This is a genomic window from Streptomyces piniterrae (assembly GCF_005048155.1).
GTDB classification, from domain to species: domain Bacteria; phylum Actinomycetota; class Actinomycetes; order Streptomycetales; family Streptomycetaceae; genus Streptomyces; species Streptomyces piniterrae.
In genome coordinates this window covers 204,057-225,728 of the sequence record NZ_SUMB01000010.1, presented here as the reverse complement: position 1 = coordinate 225,728, position 21,672 = coordinate 204,057, and the positions used below count along the sequence as shown (strand labels likewise).

General features: G+C 71.6%; 16 protein-coding genes. All 16 read right to left on the bottom strand.

All coding sequences use genetic code 11. The features are described 5' to 3' along the window. Nucleotides 1-10: 10 nt before the first annotated feature. The 16 genes from FCH28_RS26875 to gdhA all read right to left on the bottom strand — a co-directional run bounded on the left by FCH28_RS26875 (nt 11) and on the right by gdhA (nt 21,594). On the bottom strand, nt 11-3,100 hold the full coding sequence (locus FCH28_RS26875; protein WP_136742870.1) for a helix-turn-helix transcriptional regulator: 3,090 nt from the start codon (nt 3,098-3,100) through the stop codon (nt 11-13). 165 nt (nt 3,101-3,265) lie between these two features. Next, complete coding sequence (locus FCH28_RS26870) at nt 3,266-3,466, bottom strand: hypothetical protein (protein ID WP_136742735.1); 201 nt, start codon at nt 3,464-3,466, stop codon at nt 3,266-3,268. A 183-nt stretch (nt 3,467-3,649) separates the two neighbouring features. Further along, nucleotides 3,650-4,255: a hypothetical protein gene (locus tag FCH28_RS26865; RefSeq protein WP_136742734.1), complete on the bottom strand. Its 606-nt coding sequence runs from the start codon at nt 4,253-4,255 to the stop codon at nt 3,650-3,652. Nucleotides 4,256-4,305: 50 nt separating this feature from the next. Further along, nucleotides 4,306-6,597: an MMPL family transporter gene (locus tag FCH28_RS26860; RefSeq protein ID WP_136742733.1), complete on the bottom strand. Its 2,292-nt coding sequence runs from the start codon at nt 6,595-6,597 to the stop codon at nt 4,306-4,308. A gap of 346 nt (nt 6,598-6,943) precedes the next feature. Continuing rightward, nucleotides 6,944-8,452: an Asp-tRNA(Asn)/Glu-tRNA(Gln) amidotransferase subunit GatB gene (gene gatB, locus FCH28_RS26855; protein ID WP_136742732.1), complete on the bottom strand. Its 1,509-nt coding sequence runs from the start codon at nt 8,450-8,452 to the stop codon at nt 6,944-6,946. Between the two features lie 31 nt (nt 8,453-8,483). Further along, the gene (locus FCH28_RS26850) at nt 8,484-8,726 is read right to left on the bottom strand and encodes a hypothetical protein (RefSeq protein WP_136742731.1); all 243 of its coding nucleotides are present in this window, start codon (nt 8,724-8,726) and stop codon (nt 8,484-8,486) included. After that, nucleotides 8,723-10,216, bottom strand: coding sequence for an Asp-tRNA(Asn)/Glu-tRNA(Gln) amidotransferase subunit GatA (gene gatA, locus FCH28_RS26845; RefSeq protein WP_136742730.1), 1,494 nt, complete (start codon nt 10,214-10,216; stop codon nt 8,723-8,725). Before gatA ends, FCH28_RS26850 begins: the two co-directional genes overlap by 4 nt. 5 nt (nt 10,217-10,221) lie before the next feature. Further along, entirely contained in the window at nt 10,222-10,518 is a 297-nt protein-coding gene (gatC, locus tag FCH28_RS26840) for an Asp-tRNA(Asn)/Glu-tRNA(Gln) amidotransferase subunit GatC (protein ID WP_043266233.1), read from the bottom strand. Nucleotides 10,519-10,931: 413 nt separating this feature from the next. Then, nucleotides 10,932-13,040, bottom strand: a complete 2,109-nt coding sequence (locus FCH28_RS26835; protein ID WP_136742729.1) for a putative bifunctional diguanylate cyclase/phosphodiesterase — start codon at nt 13,038-13,040, stop codon at nt 10,932-10,934. Nucleotides 13,041-13,196: 156 nt separating this feature from the next. Next, nucleotides 13,197-15,413: an NAD-dependent DNA ligase LigA gene (ligA, locus tag FCH28_RS26830; protein ID WP_136742728.1), complete on the bottom strand. Its 2,217-nt coding sequence runs from the start codon at nt 15,411-15,413 to the stop codon at nt 13,197-13,199. A gap of 31 nt (nt 15,414-15,444) precedes the next feature. Continuing rightward, nucleotides 15,445-16,401, bottom strand: a complete 957-nt coding sequence (locus FCH28_RS26825) for a methionine synthase (RefSeq protein WP_425472009.1) — start codon at nt 16,399-16,401, stop codon at nt 15,445-15,447. Between the two features lie 174 nt (nt 16,402-16,575). Continuing rightward, nucleotides 16,576-17,976 (bottom strand): MFS transporter, encoded by a 1,401-nt coding sequence (locus FCH28_RS26820; RefSeq protein WP_136742726.1) that lies wholly within the window; start codon nt 17,974-17,976, stop codon nt 16,576-16,578. A 138-nt stretch (nt 17,977-18,114) separates the two neighbouring features. Next, a complete protein-coding gene (locus FCH28_RS26815; protein ID WP_425472006.1) occupies nt 18,115-18,564 on the bottom strand; it encodes a MarR family winged helix-turn-helix transcriptional regulator in 450 nt (149 codons plus the stop codon). Nucleotides 18,565-18,638: 74 nt separating this feature from the next. After that, nucleotides 18,639-19,328 carry an SDR family oxidoreductase gene (locus FCH28_RS26810; RefSeq protein ID WP_136742725.1) on the bottom strand — a complete coding sequence of 230 codons (690 nt, stop codon included), beginning with the start codon at nt 19,326-19,328 and terminating at the stop codon, nt 18,639-18,641. A 109-nt stretch (nt 19,329-19,437) separates the two neighbouring features. Then, entirely contained in the window at nt 19,438-19,980 is a 543-nt protein-coding gene (locus FCH28_RS26805; RefSeq protein ID WP_136742724.1) for an LOG family protein, read from the bottom strand. A gap of 213 nt (nt 19,981-20,193) precedes the next feature. Next, on the bottom strand, nt 20,194-21,594 hold the full coding sequence (gene gdhA, locus FCH28_RS26800; RefSeq protein ID WP_246103238.1) for an NADP-specific glutamate dehydrogenase: 1,401 nt from the start codon (nt 21,592-21,594) through the stop codon (nt 20,194-20,196). Nucleotides 21,595-21,672: the final 78 nt, after the last annotated feature.

Below are 21,672 nucleotides of genomic sequence, written 5' to 3'. Positions count from 1 at the left end.
AGGTGCTCCGTCAGCTCGCTGCCGGCTCACTGAACAGCCGCAGGCGGTGGGCCAGGGCTCCCGCCTCGCCGCGGCCGGAGACGCCCAGCTTGGCGAGGATGTTGGAGACATGGACGCTGGCGGTCTTGGGCGAGATGAACAGGGCGTCGGCTATCTGGCGGTTGCTGCGGCCGTCGGCGACCAGGCGGAGCACATCCCGTTCCCGTGGGGTGAGGCCGAGGGACTCGGCGGGCGCGACACAGCCGGCCGGGCCGGCCGCGTCGGATATCTCCTCCGGTGCGGCGGACGCGGACAGACCGGGGAGCGGGATCCGGGCGCGCTGGGCGAGGAGTTCGAGTTCGGCGATCAGCGGGCCGGCGCCCATCCACGAGGCGGCGGCATGCGCCTGGACGAGGAGCAGTCCGGCGGCCTCTCGGGGCGTACGGCCGTCCAGCCCCTCGGTCGCCCGCTCGGTGCCGTGGAGCAGTGATTCAGCCCAGCGGTAGCAGCACCTGGCGAGTTCGTGCGGACGCTCCAGGGGGCGGAAGGCGGCGACCGCCGCGGCCCAGGCGTCCGGTGTCTCCCGGCCCTCGGCGCGCCGGAGTTCGGCGTCGACGGCGCACCCGTACGCCTCCCAGACCGGGGAGAGCCGGGGCAGTTTCCTGGCGGCGTCCCGGATGCGGGCCACGATCGCGGCCCGGCCCGGCTCCGCGGCTGGCAGACCGCGGGCGTCCGCCTCGGTGGCGGTGGCCGACCACAGCAGCGGCCAGGCGTAGCGCTGGGTGCCGGGCGGGAATCCGGCGTCCAGCGCCTGCTGGAGGATGTCGCGGGCGTCGAGGACCCGGCCCTGGTGGGCGGCGATCCGCAGGGCGTGCCGGGCCAGCGGGATGACGTGCTGCGGCTGGGGGTCGTGGGTGCCGTAGTGCTCCCGGGCGATGGCCAGCTCCCGCTCGGCCTCCGCCAGCTCGCCCCGGTCCAGGGCGAGGTCGGTGAGGCGGCTGGAGGCCAGCGCGGTCGACCGGGCGCTCTGGGAGAGGCCGCGGGCGTCGGCGGCGGCACGGGCGGCCTCCGCCCAGCGGCCGAGCGACTGGAGCGACTCGGCACGGTTGCCCGTCACCCAGCTGGTCGCATCCTTGAGGCCGTAGCGGGTGGTCAGTTCGACGCCCCGCTCGGTGACCTCGACGGCTTCACGGGAGCGGCCGACGCCTTCCAGGGCGGACGGCAGGTTCACATGGCCGCGGCCGATCACGGCCATATAGCCGCGGTCGACGGCGAGATCGAGGGCCGTACGGAACGCGGCGATGCCGTCGTCGACCTCGCCGGCGTCGACACGCAGGCCCGCCAGCGTCAGCCGGGAGTTCAGCTCGGCCTCTTCGTCGCCCACCAACTGGGCGAGTTCCACGGCCCGTTCGGCGGTGGCGAACGTGCCGGGGCCCGGTTCGTGCAGCACCGCCCAGCTGGCGACGGCGGCCATCACCTCGGCGTGCACGGACGACGGCGGCAATCCGCGCATCAGCTCCTGCGCCTTGCCCAGGTCCTCCCAGCCGTTGCCGCGGCCGGTGCCCTGGACGAGCCGGGAGCGCTGCACCAGGAACCATGCCTTGCGGGGGGCGTCGTCCTCGTCGCGCAGCGCGCGCAGGGCGCGCTTGGTGATCGTGAAGGCCCGCTCGCTGTCGCCGGACAGCCGGGCGGCGACCGCGATCTCGGCGAGCAGGTCCAGGAACCGCAGGGCGTCGTCGTCGCAGCCGCAGGCCGGATAGGCCTCGGCATAGTCCACCGGGCGGACCCCCTGGCGGACCTCCTTGGGCACGTCGTCCCACAGCTCCAGGGCGCGGTCCAGCAGCCGCAGTTGTTCGGCGTACGCATGGCGGCGGCGGGCCTTGACGGAGGCGGCGAGGACGGCGGGCAGCGCCTTCGCCGGGTCATGGGCCTTGTACCAGTAGCTGGCCAGGCGGGCGGCGCAGGCGTCGGAGGAGCGGACCAGGGAACGGTCGGCCTCCAGCGCCTCGGCGTAGCGGCGGTTGAGGCGGGTGCGCTCTCCGGGCAGCAGGTCGTCGACGACGGCCTCGCGGACGAGGGCGTGCCGGAAGCGGTAGCCGGTGCCGTCCTGGGTGGGCACCAGGGTGTTGCTGCCGACGGCGGACCGCAGCGCCTCGATGAGGTCGTCCTCGGGCATCTGGCAGACGGCGGCGAGGAGTTCGTGCTCGACGGTGGAGCCGCCCTCGGCGGCGATCCGCACGACCTTCTGGGCGTCCTCGGGCAGCGCCTCGACACGGACCAGCAGCAGATCCCGCAGCGGGTCGCTGAGGCCGTGCAGACAGCCGTCGGCGAGGCTGCGGGCCAGCTCCTCGACGAAGAAGGCGTTGCCCTCGGAGCGCTTGAAGACCCGGTCGACGGTGTCCTCTTCGGGCTCGCTGCCGTTGATCCCCGCTATCTGGGAGCGGACCTCGGACCGGTTGAAGCGGGCCAGCTCGACGCGCCGGACGGTGCGCATCCGGTCGATCTCGGCGAGGAAGGGGCGCAGGGGGTGCCGGCGGTGGATGTCGTCGGAGCGGTAGGTGGCGACCAGCAGGACGCCGGCGGCGTGCAGCGCGCGCAGCAGGTAGGCGAGGAGTTCGCGGGTGGAGCGGTCCGCCCAGTGGAGGTCCTCGATGACGATGACGAGCGTGCGATGGGCGGCCAGCCGCTCCAGGAGGCGGGCGGTCAGCTCGAAGAGGCGGGCGCGGCCGATCTCCTCGTCGTGTGTCTCGCCGGCGGTCTCCCCCAATTCGGGCAGGATGCGGGCGAGTTCGCCCTCCTGGCCGGCGACGGCGGCGGCGAGCTCGTCGCGCAGATGCACATGGAGGGTGTGCAGGATCGCGGAGAAGGGCGCGAAGGGGAGGCCCTCGGAGCCGATCTCTATGCAGCCGCCGAGCGCGACCAGCGCCCCCTGGGAGCGGGCGGATTCGGTGAACTCCTCGATGAGCCGGGTCTTGCCGACCCCGGCCTCGCCCCCGATCAGCAGGGCCTGGGGCTCGCCGGACGCCACGGTCCGGGCGAGCGCGTCGCCCAGCGCGGCGAGCTCGGCCGCTCGGCCGACGAACACGGGACTGACTGACCTGTTCTCCACGCTGCCGAGCATCGCACAGGGGTCCGACAATCCGGCAGCGGGTTTCGCCACGCGAAACACCCGGCCCGGTGCGTTGCGCACCTGGGGCCGGGCGAACGGTGGTTGGGCGGGCGGCGAGGCCGGCATGTACGACTGCGGTCGGGGCGGCACGTGGCACGGCACGCGAGCCGCCGGCGGTCAGGCGGCGGCGCGGCGTGCCCGCGCCCACCGGTTCCGCTTGCGGCTCACCCGCCCTTCGGGATCGTTCGCCCCGGACCGGGCCGCGGCCCGGCGCGCGGCGCGCTGCCCCTCGGTCGCCTCGCGCACCAGGCGGTGCCGGTCGGCCTCGCGGCGCAGTTCCTCGTAACGGACGCGGAGTTCCAGCTCGGAGCTGTACATGGTGTCTCTCCCCTGAAGGCGGTGTCTCGTGACTCGACAGTGCGTCGATGTCGTCAAGCCTCGTCTCCAAGGTGGCCCCGGCACATCGGGAGAGTTCCCGATCTCCGCGCCCGTACGGTCCTTAGAATCCCGCGCCGCCGCGCCCGCGCTCCTTAGGCACAGCCCCCGGCGCCCGTAGGGGGCTTAGGAGCCCGCTCCGGCGCCCTTAGGGATGCTGGGCAGACTCGCGAACAGGTCGAGATACATCCCCGCGGAGATCAGCAGCCCCAGCACGCCGAGCGCCAGCCCGCCCCATGCCACGGCCCGTACCCAGGTGGTGCGCGGCCGGCTCAGCACCACGGTGGCGACGAGCATGGCGAGCAGCGCGAACAGGCCGTTGACCAGGGCGGTGGTGTGCCACGGGGCACCGTAGACGGTGCCGATCTGGTCGGTGGCCCGGCCCGACTGGAGCTTGATCTGGCCCAGCAGGGTCTGCCGCTCGGCCATCAGCGTGCCGAGCCAGGTGCCGGTGACGGAGGCGAGGCCCAGCCCCGCGGCGACGACGGAACCGGCGCCGGCGGCGACCCCGGCGGGCGGTTCGGCGGCGTCGGCCTCGATGTCGAGGTCGTCCGCGTCCGCGTGGGGCTCGGCGTCCTCGGCCTCGGTGATGTTCTTGTTGTCGGTGGTATCGGCCTCCGCGGCGGCGGCCTGGCCGGGCACCTTCCCGTCCTCGGCCCGCTTGTCGGTCGGCCCGGTCGGCTCGGTCGTCGCGGTGTTCTCGGTGGTCTCAGTGGTCCTGGTCGTTCCCATGCCCGCGACCGTAGGGGCCGCGTCTGAGAGTCCTATGAGAACCGCCGTCGCTACACGCCGACCAGCGGGCTCTCCCCGTCCCGCGGGCTCTCGCCATCCCGTGGGCTGCCCCCGTCCCGGGGGCTGTCCCCGTCCCGGGGGCCCGGCAGCGCGGCCGCCGGGTTCGGCTCGGGCGGCGGTTCGATGCTGATCCGGGGCAGCCACCGGTCCAGCCAGCCGGGCAGCCACCAGTTCGCGCCGCCGAGCATATGCATCAGGGCCGGGACCAGCAGCGTACGGAGGACGAAGGCGTCCAGGGCGACCGCGGCGGCGAGTCCGATGCCGAACATCGCGATGATCCGGTCGCCGCTGAGGACGAACGCCGCGAACACCGCGATCATGATGACCGCCGCCGAGTTGATCACCCGGCCGGTCTCGGCGAGGCCGACCCGTACCGAGCGGCGGTTGTCCCGCGTCAGCTGCCACTCCTCGTACATCCGGCTCACCAGGAACACCTGGTAGTCCATGGAGAGGCCGAAGAGCACCGACACCATGATGACCGGCAGGAACGGCTCGATCGGGCCCCCGCTGCCCAGTCCCAGCGCCTCGCTCCCCCACCCCCACTGGAAGATCGCGACGACGATCCCGAAGGACGAGGCGACGGCCGCGACGTTCATCAGCGCGGCCTTGAGCGGGATGCCGATACTGCGGAAGGCGAGCAGCAGCAGGATCGAGCCGAGCGCGATGACGACGCCCACGAAGAGCGGCAGTTTGCCGACGATGAGGGACGCGAAGTCGTCGTAGCTGGCGGTGACGCCGCCGACGTGCACCTGCATGGTGGTGCTGCCCGCGGCCTCGGGGAGAACCTCGGCGCGCAGTCGTTCCACCAGGTCGGAGGTCTGCTGGGACTGCGGTGAGCTGGTCGGTACGACCGTGATGACGCCGGTGTCGCGGCTGCCGTTGAACTCCGGGCCGCTGACGTGCGCGACCCCGGGCGTGTCCCGCAGCTCGTCCGGCAGCTTGTCGAAGGCCAGCCGGTCCTTGGCGCCGTCGAGGCTGCCGACCAGGGTCAGCGGCCCGTTCACGCCGGGCCCGAAGCCGTGCCCCGAGCCGCCGTGTCCGCTGCCACCGCCCGCCAGCAGGTCGTACGCCTGCCGGGTGGTGGATGTGGCGGGGTTGTTGCCCTGGTCGGAGGTGCCGAGGTGGAGGCCGAGGGTGGGCAGCGCGAGGACGAGCATGACGGCGGCCGCGGCCCCACCCAGCAGCTTGGGGTGCCGCTCGACGAAGCCGGACCAGCGGGCGGCGATGCCGGCGCGCCGCGCGACCCGCGGCCCGCCCTCCGCCAGCCGCCGGCGTTCGCGGCGGCTCAGCGCCCGCATCCCGATCAGCCCGAGCAGGGCGGGCAGCAGGGTGATGGAGGCGGCGACGGTGAGGACGACGGTGAGCGAGGCGGCGAGCGCCACGCCGTTGAGGAAGCCCAGCCGCAGGATCAGCATGCCGAGCAGCGCGATGCAGACCGTGGCGCCGGCGAAGACGACCGCGCGCCCGGAGACCGCGACGGCCCGTTCGGCGGCCTCCTGGACCGACAGGCCGGATTTGAGGCCCTTGCGGTGCCGGGTGACGATGAACAGCGCGTAGTCGATGCCGACGCCGAGGCCGATGAGCATGCCCAGCATGGGGGCGAAGTCGGCGACCGTCATGACGTGGCCGAGCAGCGTGATCCCGGCCGAGGCGGTGCCGACGGCGGCCAGCGCGGTGATGATCGGCAGGAAGGTCGCGGCAAGCGAGCCGAAGGCGAGGAACAGCACGACGGCGGCGGCGCACAGGCCGATGATCTCCGGGAGCTGGGCGCGCGGCGCCTCGGTCAGTGCGATCCCGGCGCCGCCGAGTTCGACCCGCACCCCGTCGCCGGCGGCCTGCCGTGCGGTGTCGACGACCTTCTGGACCCGGCCCGCGTCGAGATCATCGGTGGGCACGTCGAAGACGACGGATGCGTAGGCGGTGTGCCCGTCCTCACTGATCTGCCGCGCGCCGTGCGCACCGTAGGGGCTCAGGACCTCGGAGACGCCGGGCAGCCCGGATATCTCCTTCAAGGTGCGCGTCATCTTCTTCTCGACCGCGCCGGACCGTACGGTCCCGGAGTCGGTGTGCCAGACGATGCTGTCGGTGTCACCGGACCGGTCGGGGAACGCCTCCGCCATCAGAGCGCCGGCCCGCCCGGATTCGGTCCCCGGGACCTCGTAGTTGTTCGAGTACGCGGACCCGGCCACCCCCGCGGCGACGGCGACCCCCGCGAAGGCGGCAAGCCAGAGGACGATCACCACGATGCGGCGCCTGAGGCACCACCTAGCCAGAGCCGTCACGGATCTCGACCGCTTCCCGGGTTGTGCGTCGATGACTCCGGGGTGACCGGTGATGCCGAACGCGGATGTACGGGGTCATGGCGGACCCGCCGCGACCGATCGAGGAAGCGGCGGGTCCACATTTCTTTCAGCAGGGTGACAGGCCGAAAAGATCCTTTGCGGCTTTTGTGGATTACCCCACAAGAGGAGCAATAGGGGACCAGGTGATCGAATCCGCCTCCGGTGCGCGGATCGGCCCGTAAACGTTTCTCCGCCCGCACCGGAGAACTCCCGCGGAAACGGCTGATGCGGCCCCCCTCGCCTACGGGGGACCGCATCACCATGCGCAGCGGCAGAGGCCGGAGGATCAGCCCTCCACGCCCAGCTTCTCCAGGATCAGTTCGCGCACCCGCGCCGCGTCGGCCTGGCCGCGTGTGGCCTTCATGACGGCGCCGACCAGTGCGCCCGCCGCCGCGACCTTGCCGCCGCGGATCTTGTCCGCGATGGCCGCGTTGGCCGCGATGGCCTCGTCGACGGCGGTGCCGAGGGCGCCCTCGTCGGAGACGACCTTCAGGCCGCGCTTCTCGACGACGGTGTCCGGGTCGCCCTCGCCCGCGAGCACGCCCTCGATGGTCTGGCGGGCCAGCTTGTCGTTGAGGGAACCGTCGCTGACCAGCGCGGTGATCCGGGCGACCTGCCCGGGGGTGATCGGCAGGGCGGCCAGCTCCACGCCGTCCTCGTTGGCGCGGCGGGCCAGTTCGCCCATCCACCACTTACGGGCCGAGGCGGAGTCCGCACCGGCGTCGACGGTGGCGGTGATCAGGTCGACGGCGCCCGCGTTGAGGATGGACTGCATGTCGTGCGCCGAGATGCCCCACTCCTCGCGCAGCCGGTTACGGCGCACTCGCGGCAACTCGGGCAGCGTGGCCCGCAGTTCCTCGACCCACTCGCGGGAGGGGGCCACCGGCACCAGGTCCGGCTCGGGGAAGTAGCGGTAGTCCTCGGCCTCTTCCTTGACCCGGCCGGAGGTGGTGCTGCCGTCGTCCTCGTGGAAGTGGCGGGTCTCCTGGATGATCGTGCCGCCGGAGGAGAGCACCGCCGCGTGGCGCTGGATCTCGTACCGAGCCGCACGCTCCACGGAGCGCAGCGAGTTGACGTTCTTCGTCTCCGAGCGGGTGCCGAACTTCTCGGTGCCCTGGGGGCGCAGCGACAGGTTGACGTCGCAGCGCATCTGGCCCTGCTCCATGCGGGCCTCGGAGACGCCGAGCGCCTTGATGAGCTCGCGCAGCTCGGCGACATACGCCTTGGCGACCTCGGGGGCTCGCTCGCCCGCTCCCTCGATCGGCTTGGTGACGATCTCGATCAGCGGGATGCCGGCCCGGTTGTAGTCCAGGAGGGAGTGCCGGGCGCCGTGGATACGGCCGGTGGCACCACCGATGTGGGTGGACTTGCCGGTGTCCTCCTCCATGTGCGCGCGCTCGATGTTCACACGGAAGATCTCGCCGTCCTCCAGCTGTACGTCGAGGTAGCCGTCGAAGGCGATCGGCTCGTCGTACTGGGAGGTCTGGAAGTTCTTCGGCATGTCCGGATAGAAGTAGTTCTTCCGGGCGAAGCGGCACCACTCGGCGATGGTGCAGTTCAGGGCCAGGCCAATCTTGACGGCGGACTCGACGCCGGTCGCGTTGACGACCGGCAGCGAGCCGGGCAGGCCCAGGCAGGTGGGGCAGGTCTGCGAGTTGGCGTCGGCGCCCAGGGTGGTGGAACACCCGCAGAACATCTTGGTCTTGGTGCCGAGTTCGACGTGTACCTCAAGACCCATCACGGGGTCATAGGCGGCCAGCGCGTCCTCGTACGACACCAGGTCGGTGACAGTCACGGTGAAACTAACCTCTCAGGTCCGGCGCCGGTCAGTCCGCGAGGACGTCGCCGCTGTCGATACGGCGCAGTTCGCGGATGAGCAGGGCGACGCCGGTGACGATGGCGGCGGCGGAGACGACGGCGTCGACGAGCTGGAGCGTGTCCTGCTCCGACTTGGCCTTCTTCGCCTGCTTGACGACGCTCACCGCGCCGAACAGCGTGGTGCCGATGGACAGATACGTACCGGGCTTGGACTTCTTGAAGCCCTTGGCCTTCGCAAGCGTTCCACTCACAGTGACGGTGCCTCCTCAAGCAGCGGGTGGCCCCAACGCTCGGTGAACGCGGCCTCGACCGCGGCACCGACCTTGTAGAGCCGGTCGTCGGCCATGGCGGGGGCGATGATCTGCAGACCCACCGGCAGGCCGTCCTCGGGGGCCAGGCCGCAGGGCAGCGACATGGCGGCGTTGCCCGCCAGGTTGACGGGGAGCGTGCAGACATCGGCGAGGTACATCGCCATCGGGTCGTCGACCCGCTCGCCGATCGGGAAGGCGGTGGTCGGCGTGGTCGGCGAAACGATCACGTCGACCTGCTCGAAGGCCTTCTCGAAGTCGCGGGTGATCAGCGTCCGCACCTTCTGCGCGGAGCCGTAGTACGCGTCGTAGTAGCCGGAGCTGAGCGCGTACGTACCGAGCATGATCCGGCGCTTGACCTCGGCGCCGAAACCGGCCTCGCGGGTCAGGGCGGTGACGTCCTCGGCGGACTTCGTACCGTCGTCGCCGACCCGCAGGCCGTAGCGCATGGCGTCGAAGCGGGCCAGGTTGGACGAGCACTCGGACGGCGCGATCAGGTAGTACGCGGCCAGTGCCAGGTCGAAGGAGGGGCAGTCCAGCTCGACGATCTCGGCGCCCAGCTCCTTCATCAGCGCGACCGACTCGTCGAAGCGCTGGAGCACGCCCTCCTGGTAGCCCTCGCCGCGGAACTGCTTGACGACGCCGACCCGCATGCCCTGGACCGAGCCGTTGCGGGCCGCCTCGACGACCGCCGGGACCGGCGCGTCGATGGAGGTGGAGTCCAGCGGGTCGTGCCCGGCGATCACTTCGTGGAGCAGCGCCGTGTCCAGGACCGTACGGGCGCAGGGGCCGCCCTGGTCGAGGGAGGACGAGAAGGCGACCATGCCGTAGCGGGAGACGCCGCCGTAGGTGGGCTTGACGCCGACCGTGCCGGTGACGGCGGCGGGCTGGCGGATGGAGCCGCCGGTGTCCGTGCCGATGGCGAGCGGGGCCTGGTACGAGGCGAGGGCGGCGCTGGAGCCGCCGCCGGAGCCGCCGGGGATCTTGGTCAGGTCCCAGGGGTTGCCGGTCGGCCCGTAGGCGCTGTTCTCGGTGGAGGACCCCATGGCGAACTCGTCCATGTTGGTCTTGCCGAGGATGACGACGTCGGCGGCCTTGAGCTTCTTGGTCAGCGTCGCGTCGTACGGCGGGATCCAGCCTTCGAGGATCTTCGAGCCGACGGTGGTGGGAATGCCCTCCGTGGTGAAGATGTCCTTGAGCGCGAGCGGCACGCCGGCCAGCGGGCCGAGCTTCTCGCCGCGGGCCTTCTTCTCGTCCACGGCGCGGGCCTGGGCGAGCGCGCCCTCGCGGTCGATGTGCAGGAAGGCGTGCACCTTCTCGTCGACGGCCTCGATCCGGGCCAGATGGGCCTCGGTCACCTCGACGGCGGTGAGCTCGCCGGAGGCGATCTTCGCCGCGATCTCGGCGGCGGTGAGCTTGATCAGGTCGGCCATGTCGGTCACTCCTCCCCCAGGATCTGCGGCACCTTGAAACGCTGCTGCTCCTGGGCCGGGGCGCCGGAGAGCGCCTGCTCGGGGGTCAGCGACGGACGGACCTCGTCCGGGCGCATGACATTGGTCAGGGGCAGCGGGTGGGAGGTCGGCGGTACGTCTTGGTCGGCGACCTCGGAGACGCGGGCGACCGCGCCGATGATGTCGTCGAGCTGTCCGGCGAAGTGGTCGAGCTCTTCGTCCTTCAGCTCCAGACGTGCCAGCCGGGCGAGGTGGGCGACCTCCTCGCGCGTGATGCCAGGCATGCAGCGATCCTCTGGTGTTCTTGGCGGAGTGTTTCTCTGAGCTTTTTCGGCCCAATCCTATTGCCAACGCAATGAGGATCGCGCAGCCCTTTCCACCAGGGCGCCGGCGGCGGACGTCCCGCGGATCGCCGACGGGCACCCGGCCGGCTAGGGAGCCTCCGGCTCGCCGGGCGCGGTGGGCGCGTCGGGGCCCTGGGGCGCGTCGGGTGCGTCCGTGTCTTCGGCCTTGCCCGACGCGCCGGGTGCGCCGGACCGATCAGCCGTACGGGACTCGTCGGACTCGCCGGACTCGCCGGACTCGTCGGACTCGCCGGATGTCGACGGCGCCTCGGACTCTCCGGGCGGAAGCTCTGCTGCTGGTGACTGCGAGGGTTTTTCGGAGCGGGGACACGGGACGGCCGGTGGCCGGGTCGTCAGTTCAGGACCTGTCCCGAAGGGCTTTCAGCTGCCTTCTCCGCCGCCAGGGCGGCCGTCTCCGACTCGCGGTGCCAGCCGTGCTCGCCGCGGGCTCGTAGCCATGCCGTGGTTTCCTCCGGTGGCATCGCGGCGGCCACCAGCCAGCCCTGCACGGCGTCACAGCCGAGGTCGCGCAGCCGCTCCCAGGTCTCGTCGTCCTCGACGCCTTCGGCGACGACCAGCAGGCCGAGCGAGTGGGCGAGATCGAGGGTACAGCGGACGATCTCGGCGTCCTCGTTGTCGACGGCCAGCCGGGCCACGAACGACCGGTCGATCTTGAGCTCGCTGACCGGGAGGCGGCGCAGATGGACGAGGGAGGAGTAGCCGGTGCCGAAGTCGTCGAGGGACATCTTCACACCGTGGGCGGTGAGTCCCGCGAGGGTGTCGGCGGCCCGCTGCGGGTCCTCCAGGAGGACGTGTTCGGTTATCTCCAGCTGGAGGGCGCCCGGTGGCACCCGATGGCGGGCGAGCCGGGCGGCGACCGCGCCGGCGAAGCCCGGGGAGTGCACGTCGCGCGGGGAGACATTGACCGCGACCGGCACTTCGAGGCCCATCCCCCGCCAGCGCGCCACCTGGGCGAGGGCGGTCTCCAGGACGTACTCGGTCAGCCGGGGCATCAGGCCGGAGGACTCGGCGATGGCGATGAACTCGTCCGGTGGGACTCTGCCGCGGTCCGGATGCACCCAGCGGACCAGTGCCTCCAGCCCGGCGACATGCCCGTCGAAGCCGACCTTGGGCTGGTAGTGCAGCTCGACGTCGCCGGCGTCCAGGGCGCGCCGCAGATCGCCCAACAGGCCCAGCCGGTCGGGGGTGTTGCCGTCCCGCTTGGCCTCGTAGAGCTCGACGCCGCTGCGGTCCCGCTTGGCCTGGTACATCGCCACATCGGCGCGGCGCAGCAGGCCTTCGGCGTCGAGGGCGTGGTCGGGGAAGACGGCGACGCCGGCGCTGGCTTCGAGGACGAGGGTCAGGCCGTCGAGGTCCAGCGGGGAGCCGAGGGCCGCGACGAGGTTGCGGGCGACCCGCTGGGAGCTGGTGAGGGAGTCGGTGGCCGGCAGGAGGACGGCGAACTCGTCGCCGCCGAGCCGGGCGGCCTCGGCGCCGCGCGGGAGGGCGTGCCGCAGGCGGTCGGCGATCTGGAGGAGCAGGCGGTCGCCGGCGAGGTGGCCGAGGGTGTCGTTGACGGAGCGGAAGCGGTCCAGGTCGATGAGGACGAGCGCGGAGCGGACGTTGACGCGCTCGGCCTCGTCCAGCGCGCTCCATGTGCGCTCCAGCAGCCACTGGCGGTTGGGCAGGCCGGTGAGCGGGTCGCGCAGCTGCTCCTCGGCGCGGGCGCGGGCTATCCACAGGGTGGAGTCCAGCGCGATGAGCGGTACCGCGAACAGCGGGAGCAGCAGCGGCGCGTGGACCGCGCACACCGCGATCAGGGGGGAGATGCCGAGCAGGGCGATTCCGACGAGAACCTGCCGTACCAGGGCCGTTCGGGCGATGCTGGGCAGTCCGCCGGACCGCGGGGCCAGGCTGAACCAGAGCAGCGCGCGGCTGACGAGGAGGTAGCAGCCGGTCGCGGTGACGACTTCGGGCAGGACGGTGAGGTCCCAGGCGTCCGGTGTCCAGGGGTGGCGCACGCTGGAGACGACGCCGAAGACGGCGAGGCCGAGGGCCGCGGCGCCGATGCCGAGGATGTCCACGGCGCCGTGGACCACGGCCTGGCGCCAGCGGTGCCGGCGGGCCGCGGCGACGAGCACCACGACGGCGAGGCTCACCAGGACGGCGGCCACCCAGCCGTAGAGGAACAGGACGGCGAGGGCCAGGGCGGCACCGGAGCCCGTGCCGCCCCACCAGCGGTCCCGGCCGAGGGCGACCAGGTGGCCGACGATGACGCCGGTGAGGATCGCCAGCGCCCAGCCGACGGACCCGCCGGGGAACAACGCCTCTTGTCGGCCGAGGGTCCGGATCACGCCCGTGGCGAGCGCGAGGCTCGCCACGGTGACGATGGTCGCGGGCACCGCGGGCACGACGAGCTGCCGGAGCCGCGACGCCGGAGCGGCGCTGTCGGTCGGTTTCATTCCGATCCCTCTCACAGCCGGCTGTGCCCGCGCCACGGCAGGCGCACCCCTCAACAGTAGGCCGCGGAAGGCCGCCACGGGCAGCGATCGGCAACGGTTGCCCGAATGCGACCTGGCCTCCCCGAACAATCTGGTATGCGCCGTTGGGGTGACGCCTCACTCCTCCTCAGGTGGAGTGACCGCTACCGCTCGCGCCGCGTCGGGACCCTGTTCCAGCAGCACCGCGAAGCCGTCATCGTCCAGCACAGGGACCTTCAGTTGCATGGCCTTGTCGTACTTCGAACCAGGGTTGTCGCCCACCACCACGAAACCGGTCTTCTTCGAAACGGAACCGGTCACCTTCGCTCCGAGTCCTTGGAGGGCCTCTTTCGCGCCATCTCTGGTGTGTGACTGAAGTGTGCCCGTCACCACAACGGTGATGCCTTCCAGGGGTCGCGAGCCTTCATCGCCCGTTTGTTCCTCTTCCATACGGACGCCGGCCGCCCGCCAGCTCTCGATGATTTGCTGGTGCCACTCCTCGGCGAACCACTGCTTCAGCGACGCGGCGATGGTCCCGCCGACGCCGTCGACGGCGGCCAGCTCCTCCTCGCTCGCGTCCCGGATACGGTCCAGCGAGCGGAACTCCCGAGCCAGCGCCTCCGCGGCCACCGGTCCCACATGGCGGATCGACAGCCCCGTGATGATCCGGGCCAGCGGGCGCTGCTTGGCGGCCTGGATGTTCTCCAGCATGGCGAGGGCGTTCTTCTTCGGCTCGCCCTTCTGGTTGGCGAAGAAGGTAACGACCTTCTCCTCGCCGGTCTTCGGGTCGCGCTTGGGCAACCCGGAATCGGGGTCGAGGACATACGACTTGATGGGCAGCAACTGCTCGATGGAGAGGCCGAAAAGGTCGCCCTCGTCCTTCAAAGGCGGCTCCGCGGGCTCCAGCGGCTGGCTGAGCGCCGTCGCCGCCACATAGCCGAAGTTCTCGATGTCCAGGCATTTGCGGCCGGCCAGGTAGAACAGCCGCTCACGGATCTGGGCGGGGCAGGCGCGGGCGTTGGGGCACCGCAGGTCGATATCGCCCTCCTTGGCGGGCTGCAGCGCGGTGCCGCACTCGGGGCACTCGGCCGGCATCACGAACTCCCGCTCGCTGCCGTCCCGCAGGTCGACCACCGGGCCGAGGATCTCCGGGATGACATCGCCCGCCTTGCGCAGCACGACCGTGTCACCGATGAAGACGCCCTTGGCCTTGACCACGTCCTGGTTGTGCAGGGTGGCGAACTCCACCTCGGATCCGGCCACCGTCACCGGCTCGACCACCGCATACGGGGTGACCCGGCCCGTGCGGCCGACGCCGACCCGGATGTCCACCAGCTTGGTGTTGACCTCCTCCGGCGGGTACTTCCAGGCGATCGCCCACCGGGGAGCGCGCGAGGTCGAACCCAGCCGGCCCTGGAGCCGGATCTCGTCCAGCTTGACGACCACACCGTCGATCTCGTGCTCGACGGCGGTGCGGCGGGTGTCGGGGTCGCCGTAATGGGCGATGAACTCGCGTACCTCGGCGAGGGAGTCGACGACCTTGGCGTGCGCGGCCGTCGGCAGGCCCCACTCGCGCAGGATGCCGTACGCCTGCGACTGGCGGTCGATGTCGAAGCCCGTGCGGGCGCCGGTGCCGTGCACGACCATGTGCAGCGGGCGGCTGGCGGTGATCTTGGGGTCCTTCTGGCGGAGCGAACCGGCGGCGGCGTTCCGCGGGTTGGCGAACGGCGGCTTGCCGTCGGCCACCAGGCGTTCGTTGAGCTCCAGGAACTTCTCCATCGGGAAGTAGACCTCCCCGCGGACCTCGACCAGCTCGGGGATCCGGTCGCCCTTCAGGCGGTGCGGAATCTCGGCGATGGTGCGGACGTTGGGGGTGATGTCCTCCCCCGTGCGGCCGTCGCCGCGGGTGGCGGCGCGGGTCAGCCGTCCGTGCTCGTACGTGAGGTTGACGGCGAGGCCGTCGACCTTCAGCTCGCACAGGAAGTGGTACCCGGCACTCTTGGGGTCGCCGCCCAGTTCACCGGCGAGGCGCTCGGCCCAGGCCGCCAACTCCTCCTCGTCGAAGGCGTTGTCGAGGGACAGCATCCGCTCGCGGTGCTCGACCTCGGTGAACTCCGTGGCATACGCCCCCGCGACCTTCTGGGTCGGCGAATCCGGGGTGCGCAGCTCCGGGTGCTCGTCCTCCAGCGCCTCCAGGGAACGCAGCAGCTTGTCGAACTCCGCGTCGCTGACGACCGGGGCGTCCTTCACGTAATACCGGAAGCGATGCTCCTCGATCTGCTCAGCGAGCTGCGCGTGCTTCTCCCGCGCCGCTGCGGGCACCTTGGATACCGCTGCGTGCTGTTCGCCAGCCACCGTCTTGTCCTCCCGTGGTCCTTGAGTGCCGTCACTCAGGGTTGTCTGCGAGCGATCTCGCCGCCCGGACGCAGTGGGCGAGAGCCGATCGGGCATATGCGGGCGAAGCGCCCGCGAGCCCGCACGACGGAGTGACGACCACGGACTCGGCGAGAGTCCCCGGTGTCAGCCCCAGCCTGCGCCACAGCGTCCTGACACCCATGACGCTACCGGCAGGGTCTGACAATCGACCGTCCACGCCGGGCACCACGCCCGCGAACAGCGCCGTACCGGCCTCGACGGCCTCGCCGATCGCCTCCTCCTCACGCTCGGTGAGCAGCCCGAAATCGAACGAGACGCCCGCGACACCGGCCCGCCGCAGCAGTCCGAACGGCACTGCCGGTGCGCACGAGTGGACGACGACGGGACCGTCGCCGGCGACTCCGACAAGATCGCGCAACGCGCCCTCGACGACGGCCCGGTCCACCGCCCGGTGGGTGCGGTAGCCGCTCGCGGTCTTCACCCGGCCCTGGAGCACCGACGTCAGCGACGGCTCGTCGAGCTGAAGCACGACCTGGGCGCCGGGCACCCGCCGCCGTACGTCCGCGAGGTGGCCGCGCAGCCCCTCGGCCAGGGACGCCGCGAGATCCCGGCAGGCACCGGGGTCGCCGAGGGCGGCCTCGCCGTTGCGCAGCTCCAGGGAGGCGGCGAGCGTCCACGGGCCGACCGCCGAGACCTTCAGCGGCCCCTCGTACCCTTGCGTGAACTCCTCCAGCGCGTCGAGGTCTTCACCGAGCCAGGAACGGGCGCGCCGGGTGTCGCGGCCCGGCCGGTCGCTGATCCGCCAGCCGCTGGGCTCCACATGGGCGTAGACCTCGACGAGCATTCCGAGGGTCCGCCCGATCATGTCGGCGCCGGGGCCCCGGGCCGGCAGTTCCGGCAGATGCGGGAAGTTCTCCAGCGACCCGGTGACGGTTCTCGCCGCCTCCCGCGCATCGCCGCCGGGCATCGACCCGATCCCGGTCGCCGCGGCCGCGGGCCATTTCTGCGTGCTGTTCTCGCTCACCTTGGAAGGGTATGCGGCGGGGCGGGAGGGTTGGGTGAGGGGTGAGGCGGTACGGGGGATGAGTGAGGTGCGGAGGGATGGGATGGGACGGGTGATGAGTGAGCGCTGGGCGCCCTCTCACCCCCGGGTCCGTACGCCCAGCCACCCGGCCACCGCCGCGACGGCCAGCGCCCCCGCCGCCAGCGCGAAGGCGTACGCCGCGCCCTGGTAGCCACCGCCCGCCCCGGTCAGCACCGCGCCCATCCCGGCGATCCCGACCAGCGAGCCGATCTGGCGGTTGGCGTTCAGCGTCGCGCTGCCGATGTCGGTGTGCTCCCGGCCCGCGGCCTCCATCAGGACGCCCGTCATCGCCGGGGAGCTGACGCCGGCGCCGATGTTGGTGAGGGCGAGGACCACCGCAAGCACCCCGTACGGAAGGCCGGGCGCGACGAGGAGGAACAGGACGAGATAACCCGTTGCGGACAGCGCCAGTGAGCCGGCCAGCGCCGCCCGGTTGCCGATGCGCGGCCCGATCCGCGCGTAGAGCATGTTGCCGAACGGGATGACCAGGACGGCGGGCAGCATCTGGAGTCCCGCGGTCACCGGGCCGGAGCCGCGCGCGGTCTGGAGGAAGAGCCCGAGGACGAACAGCGCCCCGTAGAAGGCGAAGTTGAAGAGGAAGCCGACCACGTTGGCGGCGGAGAAACGGCTGTCCGCGAAGAGCGCGACCGGCAGGATCGGCGCGTTCGCGGTCCGTTCGCGGACCACGAACCCGGCCGCGGCCAGCACCGCGACCGCGAACGCCGCCAGCACCCAGGTCGAGGTCCAGCCCCTGTCGGGGCCCTCGATGAGCGCATAGCTGAGCGAGCCGAGGGCGAGCAGCCCCAGGACGTGTCCGGCGCCGCCGAGGGCGGAGTCGCGGGCCGGGATCGCCGCGATGACCCGCCGGGTGAGCAGCAGTCCCGCGATCCCTATGGGGAGGTTGACGAGGAAGATGCTGCGCCAGCCCAGGGTGCCGACCAGGAGGCCGCCGATGGTCGGGGCGAGCCCGACGGACGTCGAGATGATCGCCGACCAGATGCCGAGGATCTTCGCCCGGCGGGCCGGCTCGGGAAAGGCGTTCATCAGGAGGGACAGCGAGCTGGGCATGAAGAGCGCCGCGCCGGCACCTTGGGCGAACCGGGCCGCCACCAGGACCGCGCCGTTCGGTGCGGCGGCACCCAGTAGGGACGCGGCGGTGAAGACGGCGAGGCCGATGAGGTAGATCCGCCGGGCGCCGAACCGCTTGGCCAGCGAGCCGGCGAGGAGGAGCAGCGCGGCGAAGGCGAGGACATAGCCCTCGACGACCCAGGTCAGGCCGGACATGCTCAGGCCGAGCCGGGTGTGCAGCTCGCTGGAGGCGACGTTCATGATGCCGGTGTCCAGGCTCGCCATCACGAAGCCGAGTGCCAGGACGAGGAGTTGGACCGCGCCGCGGGGCTTCCGGGAGGTGCGTTCCGGGCTCGCCGTCGTACGCGGCGCCGCTTTCTCAGTGATCATGGATTTAGTTAAAGCTGTAGCCATCCCCGGGCGCAATGGTTATAGCTATAACTTTACTGAAGGCGTGCGAACCGGCCCCGGAGACGCCGAAGGCCCCGGGGTACGCCCCCAGGGCCTCGGTTCGGCTGATGCCGGTGGCTACCGGGGCGGCTCGTCCCGCCCCAGCGCCTTCAGCAAGTCGTCGCGCAGCGCCGCCCGCTCCTCGTGCGAAAGGTGATCCAGCGGCGATTCCGTCCCCATCCGGCGCAGCAGATCGAGCCGCAACTCCCGCCCCGCCTCGGTCAGTACGAGCTGCTTGGCACGCCCGTCCAGCGGGTGCGGCTGCCGTACGACCATGCCCTGTTTCTCCAGCTTGGAGATGACATAGGTGACGTTCGGCGGCTCGCAGCACAGCGCCCCGGCCAGCTCCCGCGCCGTCTTCGGCTCGCCGAGCTCCTCCAGCGCCTTCGCCTGCGTCGGCGTCAGATCGAGCTCGGCGATCCGGCCGCGCTGATGGGCGTCCAGCCGGCGGCTCAGCTCGGTGACGAGCCCCCGGATCTCCCGGAACCCGCACCCCGCCGCCGCGGTCGGCTTCGCTTCATTGGTCACTCAGGCAGCGTACGTCGCCGCGGCGGAAGCAAGCCGTCCGGAAACCGAAGGAACCAGGGGCGGCCCCTACGGGGTCAGCGCCCCGGCCGCACCGACACATCGTTGATCTCCGCGTCCCGCGGCAGATCGATGGTGGCGAGGATGGTCGTGGCGACCGACTCCGGGTCGATCCAACGGGACGCGTCGTACTCCTTGCCCTCCTGCCGGTGGGTGCTCTCCTGCATGGGCGTGGCGGTACGCCCGGGGTAGACGGAGGTGACCCGGACGCCGTTGCCGTGCTCCTCCGCCCGCAGCGAGTCGGCCAGCGCCTTCAGACCGTGCTTGCTGGCGGCGTACGCGCTCCACTGGGCGTGCGCGTTGAGCCCCGCCCCGGAGTTGACGAAGACGATGTGCCCCTGGGCGGCCCGTACCCGCGGCAGCAGCAGCCGGGTGATCTCGGCGGGCGAGACGAGGTTGGCGGCGAGCTGCCGCTGCCACGCCCCGGCGGGCAGGTCACCGACCGCGCCGAGTTCGATGACACCCGCGATGTGCTGAAGCGAATCGATACGGTCCGGCAGCGGCTGGCCGTCGAAGGCCGCGGCGAGCTGCTCGGGAGCGGCGAGGTCCGCCACGATGGTGCGGGCACCGGGGAACTGCGCGCCCAGCTCCTTCGCCCGGCCCGCGTCCCGGGCCAGCAGCCACAGGTCCTCCCCGCGCTCCGCCAGCCGCCGTGCGACCGCCGCCCCGATGCCCGATCCTGCGCCCGTGATCAAGTGCGTACCCATGGGCCGATCCTAACGAGCGCGAGGGCCGGAAAGTGGGGCGATGGGGGCACCTCCCACATCCTTGCGGCGTGCGGGCGGCGCCTCCGGGGCGCCCGCCGGGTCCGCGCCCTCAGCCCCGCACGCCCGCCGTCTCCTCCAGGTAGGCGAGCGCGCCCACCTCGTCCTCCGCGAAGAAGACCAGGTCGGTGAGGGGAAGCGGCAGGAACCCCTCGGCGTCCATCCGCCGGAACTGCTCCTTCAACCCGTCGTAGAAACCGGCGGTGTTCAGCAGCACCACCGGCTTGGTGTGCATCCCGTGCTTGCGCAGCTCCAGGATCTCGGTGGCCTCGTCCAGCGTGCCCGTGCCGCCGACCATGATGACGACGGCGTCGGCGCGTGCCAGCATCTGCGCCTTCCGCTCGGCGAGGTCCTTGGTGACGATCATCTCGTCCGCACTCGCGCGCGCCTTGGCCGCCAGGAACTCCACGGATACGCCGATCAGCCTGCCGCCGGCCTCCTGCACACCGTCCGCCATGACCTGCATCAGGCCGCTGTCTGAGCCACCCCAGACCAGCGAGTAGCCGCCCTTGCCGATCAGCTCGGCGAACCGGCGGGCCGGGGTGACATAACGGTCATGGAGGTCGGCGGCGGAGCAGAAGACGCAGATGTTCATGCGGGCCACCTTACGGCCGGGGCCGCCGCTCGCAGCGGCTCCGCGAGCGGGTCGGGTCCGGTGACCGGGCGGGGCCTGGTGCCGGGGCGGGTCATTCCGGCAGGGGTGGCTCCTTGCGCCGGATCGCCCCCGCCGTCAGGTCACCCCCGCCCCCTCAGGTCGGCCCCGCCCTCAGGTCACCCCGCGAGGCCGCCCTTCGTCACCCCGTCCCCGTCAGATCAGTCCCTGGTCCAGCATCGCGTCCGCGACCCGCTCGAAGCCGGCGATGTTCGCACCCGCAACGTAGTCGCCGGGCAGACCGAACCGTTCGGCCGTCTCGTAGCAGGTGTCGTGGATCCCGCGCATGATCGCCGCGAGCTCGCCCTCCGTACGCTCGAAGGACCACACCTCGCGCGAGGAGTTCTGCCGCATCTCCAGTGAACTGGTCGCCACACCGCCCGCGTTGGCGGCCTTCCCGGGACCGAAGGCCACACCGGCGTCCTTCAGGAGGGCCACCGCATCGGGTGTGGTCGGCATGTTCGCGCCCTCGGACACCGCCTGCACACCGTTACGGATCAGGACCCGGGCGGCGTCCGCGTCCAGCTCGTTCTGCGTCGCCGACGGCAGCGCCACGTCGCACGGGACGTCCCACACCCGCCCGCCCGGCACATACGTGGCCGACACCCCGCGCCGCTCGGCGTACTCGCTGATCCGGCCGCGCTCGACCTCCTTGATCTGCTTGAGCAGCGGCAGGTCGATGCCCTTCTCGTCGACGACATAGCCGCCGGAGTCCGAGCAGGTCAGGACGTTGGCGCCGAGTGCCTGGGCCTTCTCGATCGTGTAGATGGCGACATTGCCGGAGCCGGAGACGACGACCTGCTGGCCGTCGAGCTCCTCGCCGCGCCGCTTGAGCATCTGCTCGGTGAAGAGCACATTGCCGTAGCCGGTGGCCTCCGTACGGGCCTTGGAACCGCCCCATGCGAGGCCCTTGCCGGTCAGCACACCGGCCTCCCAGCGGTTGGTGATCCGCCGGTACTGGCCGAAGAGATAACCGATCTCGCGGCCGCCGACACCGATGTCGCCGGCCGGGACGTCGGTGTGCTCGCCGAGATGCCGGTGCAGCTCCGTCATGAACGACTGACAGAACCGCATCACTTCGGCATCCGACCTGCCGTGCGGATCGAAGTCGCTGCCGCCCTTGCCGCCGCCGATGTTCAGGCCGGTCAGGGAGTTCTTGAAGATCTGCTCGAAGCCGAGGAACTTCACGATGCCCAGATTCACCGAGGGGTGGAAGCGCAGACCGCCCTTGTACGGGCCGAGCGCGCTGTTGAACTCCACCCGGAAGCCCCGGTTCACATGGATCGCCCCGGAATCGTCCTGCCAGGGGACCCGGAACATGATCTGCCGCTCCGGCTCGCACAGCCGCTCCAGGATCTTCGCCTCGACGAACTCCGGGCGGGCGGCGAGCACCGGGGCCAGCGTCTCCAGAACCTCCAGGGCGGCCTGATGGAATTCGGGCTCCCCCGGATTCCGCCGGACCAGCTCCGCGTGCAGGGATGCCGGCCCGGACGTATGGGCGCCGGGCGCGGCCCCGGTCCGAGGCGCGGTCTGGACCTCAGGTTGAACAGTCGACATAACTTCCGTTCCCTTCGTGGCCGTGGAACGCCGCCTGCGGTCCGGATCGCGGCATGTCCCCGGACCCTCGGCGCAGCG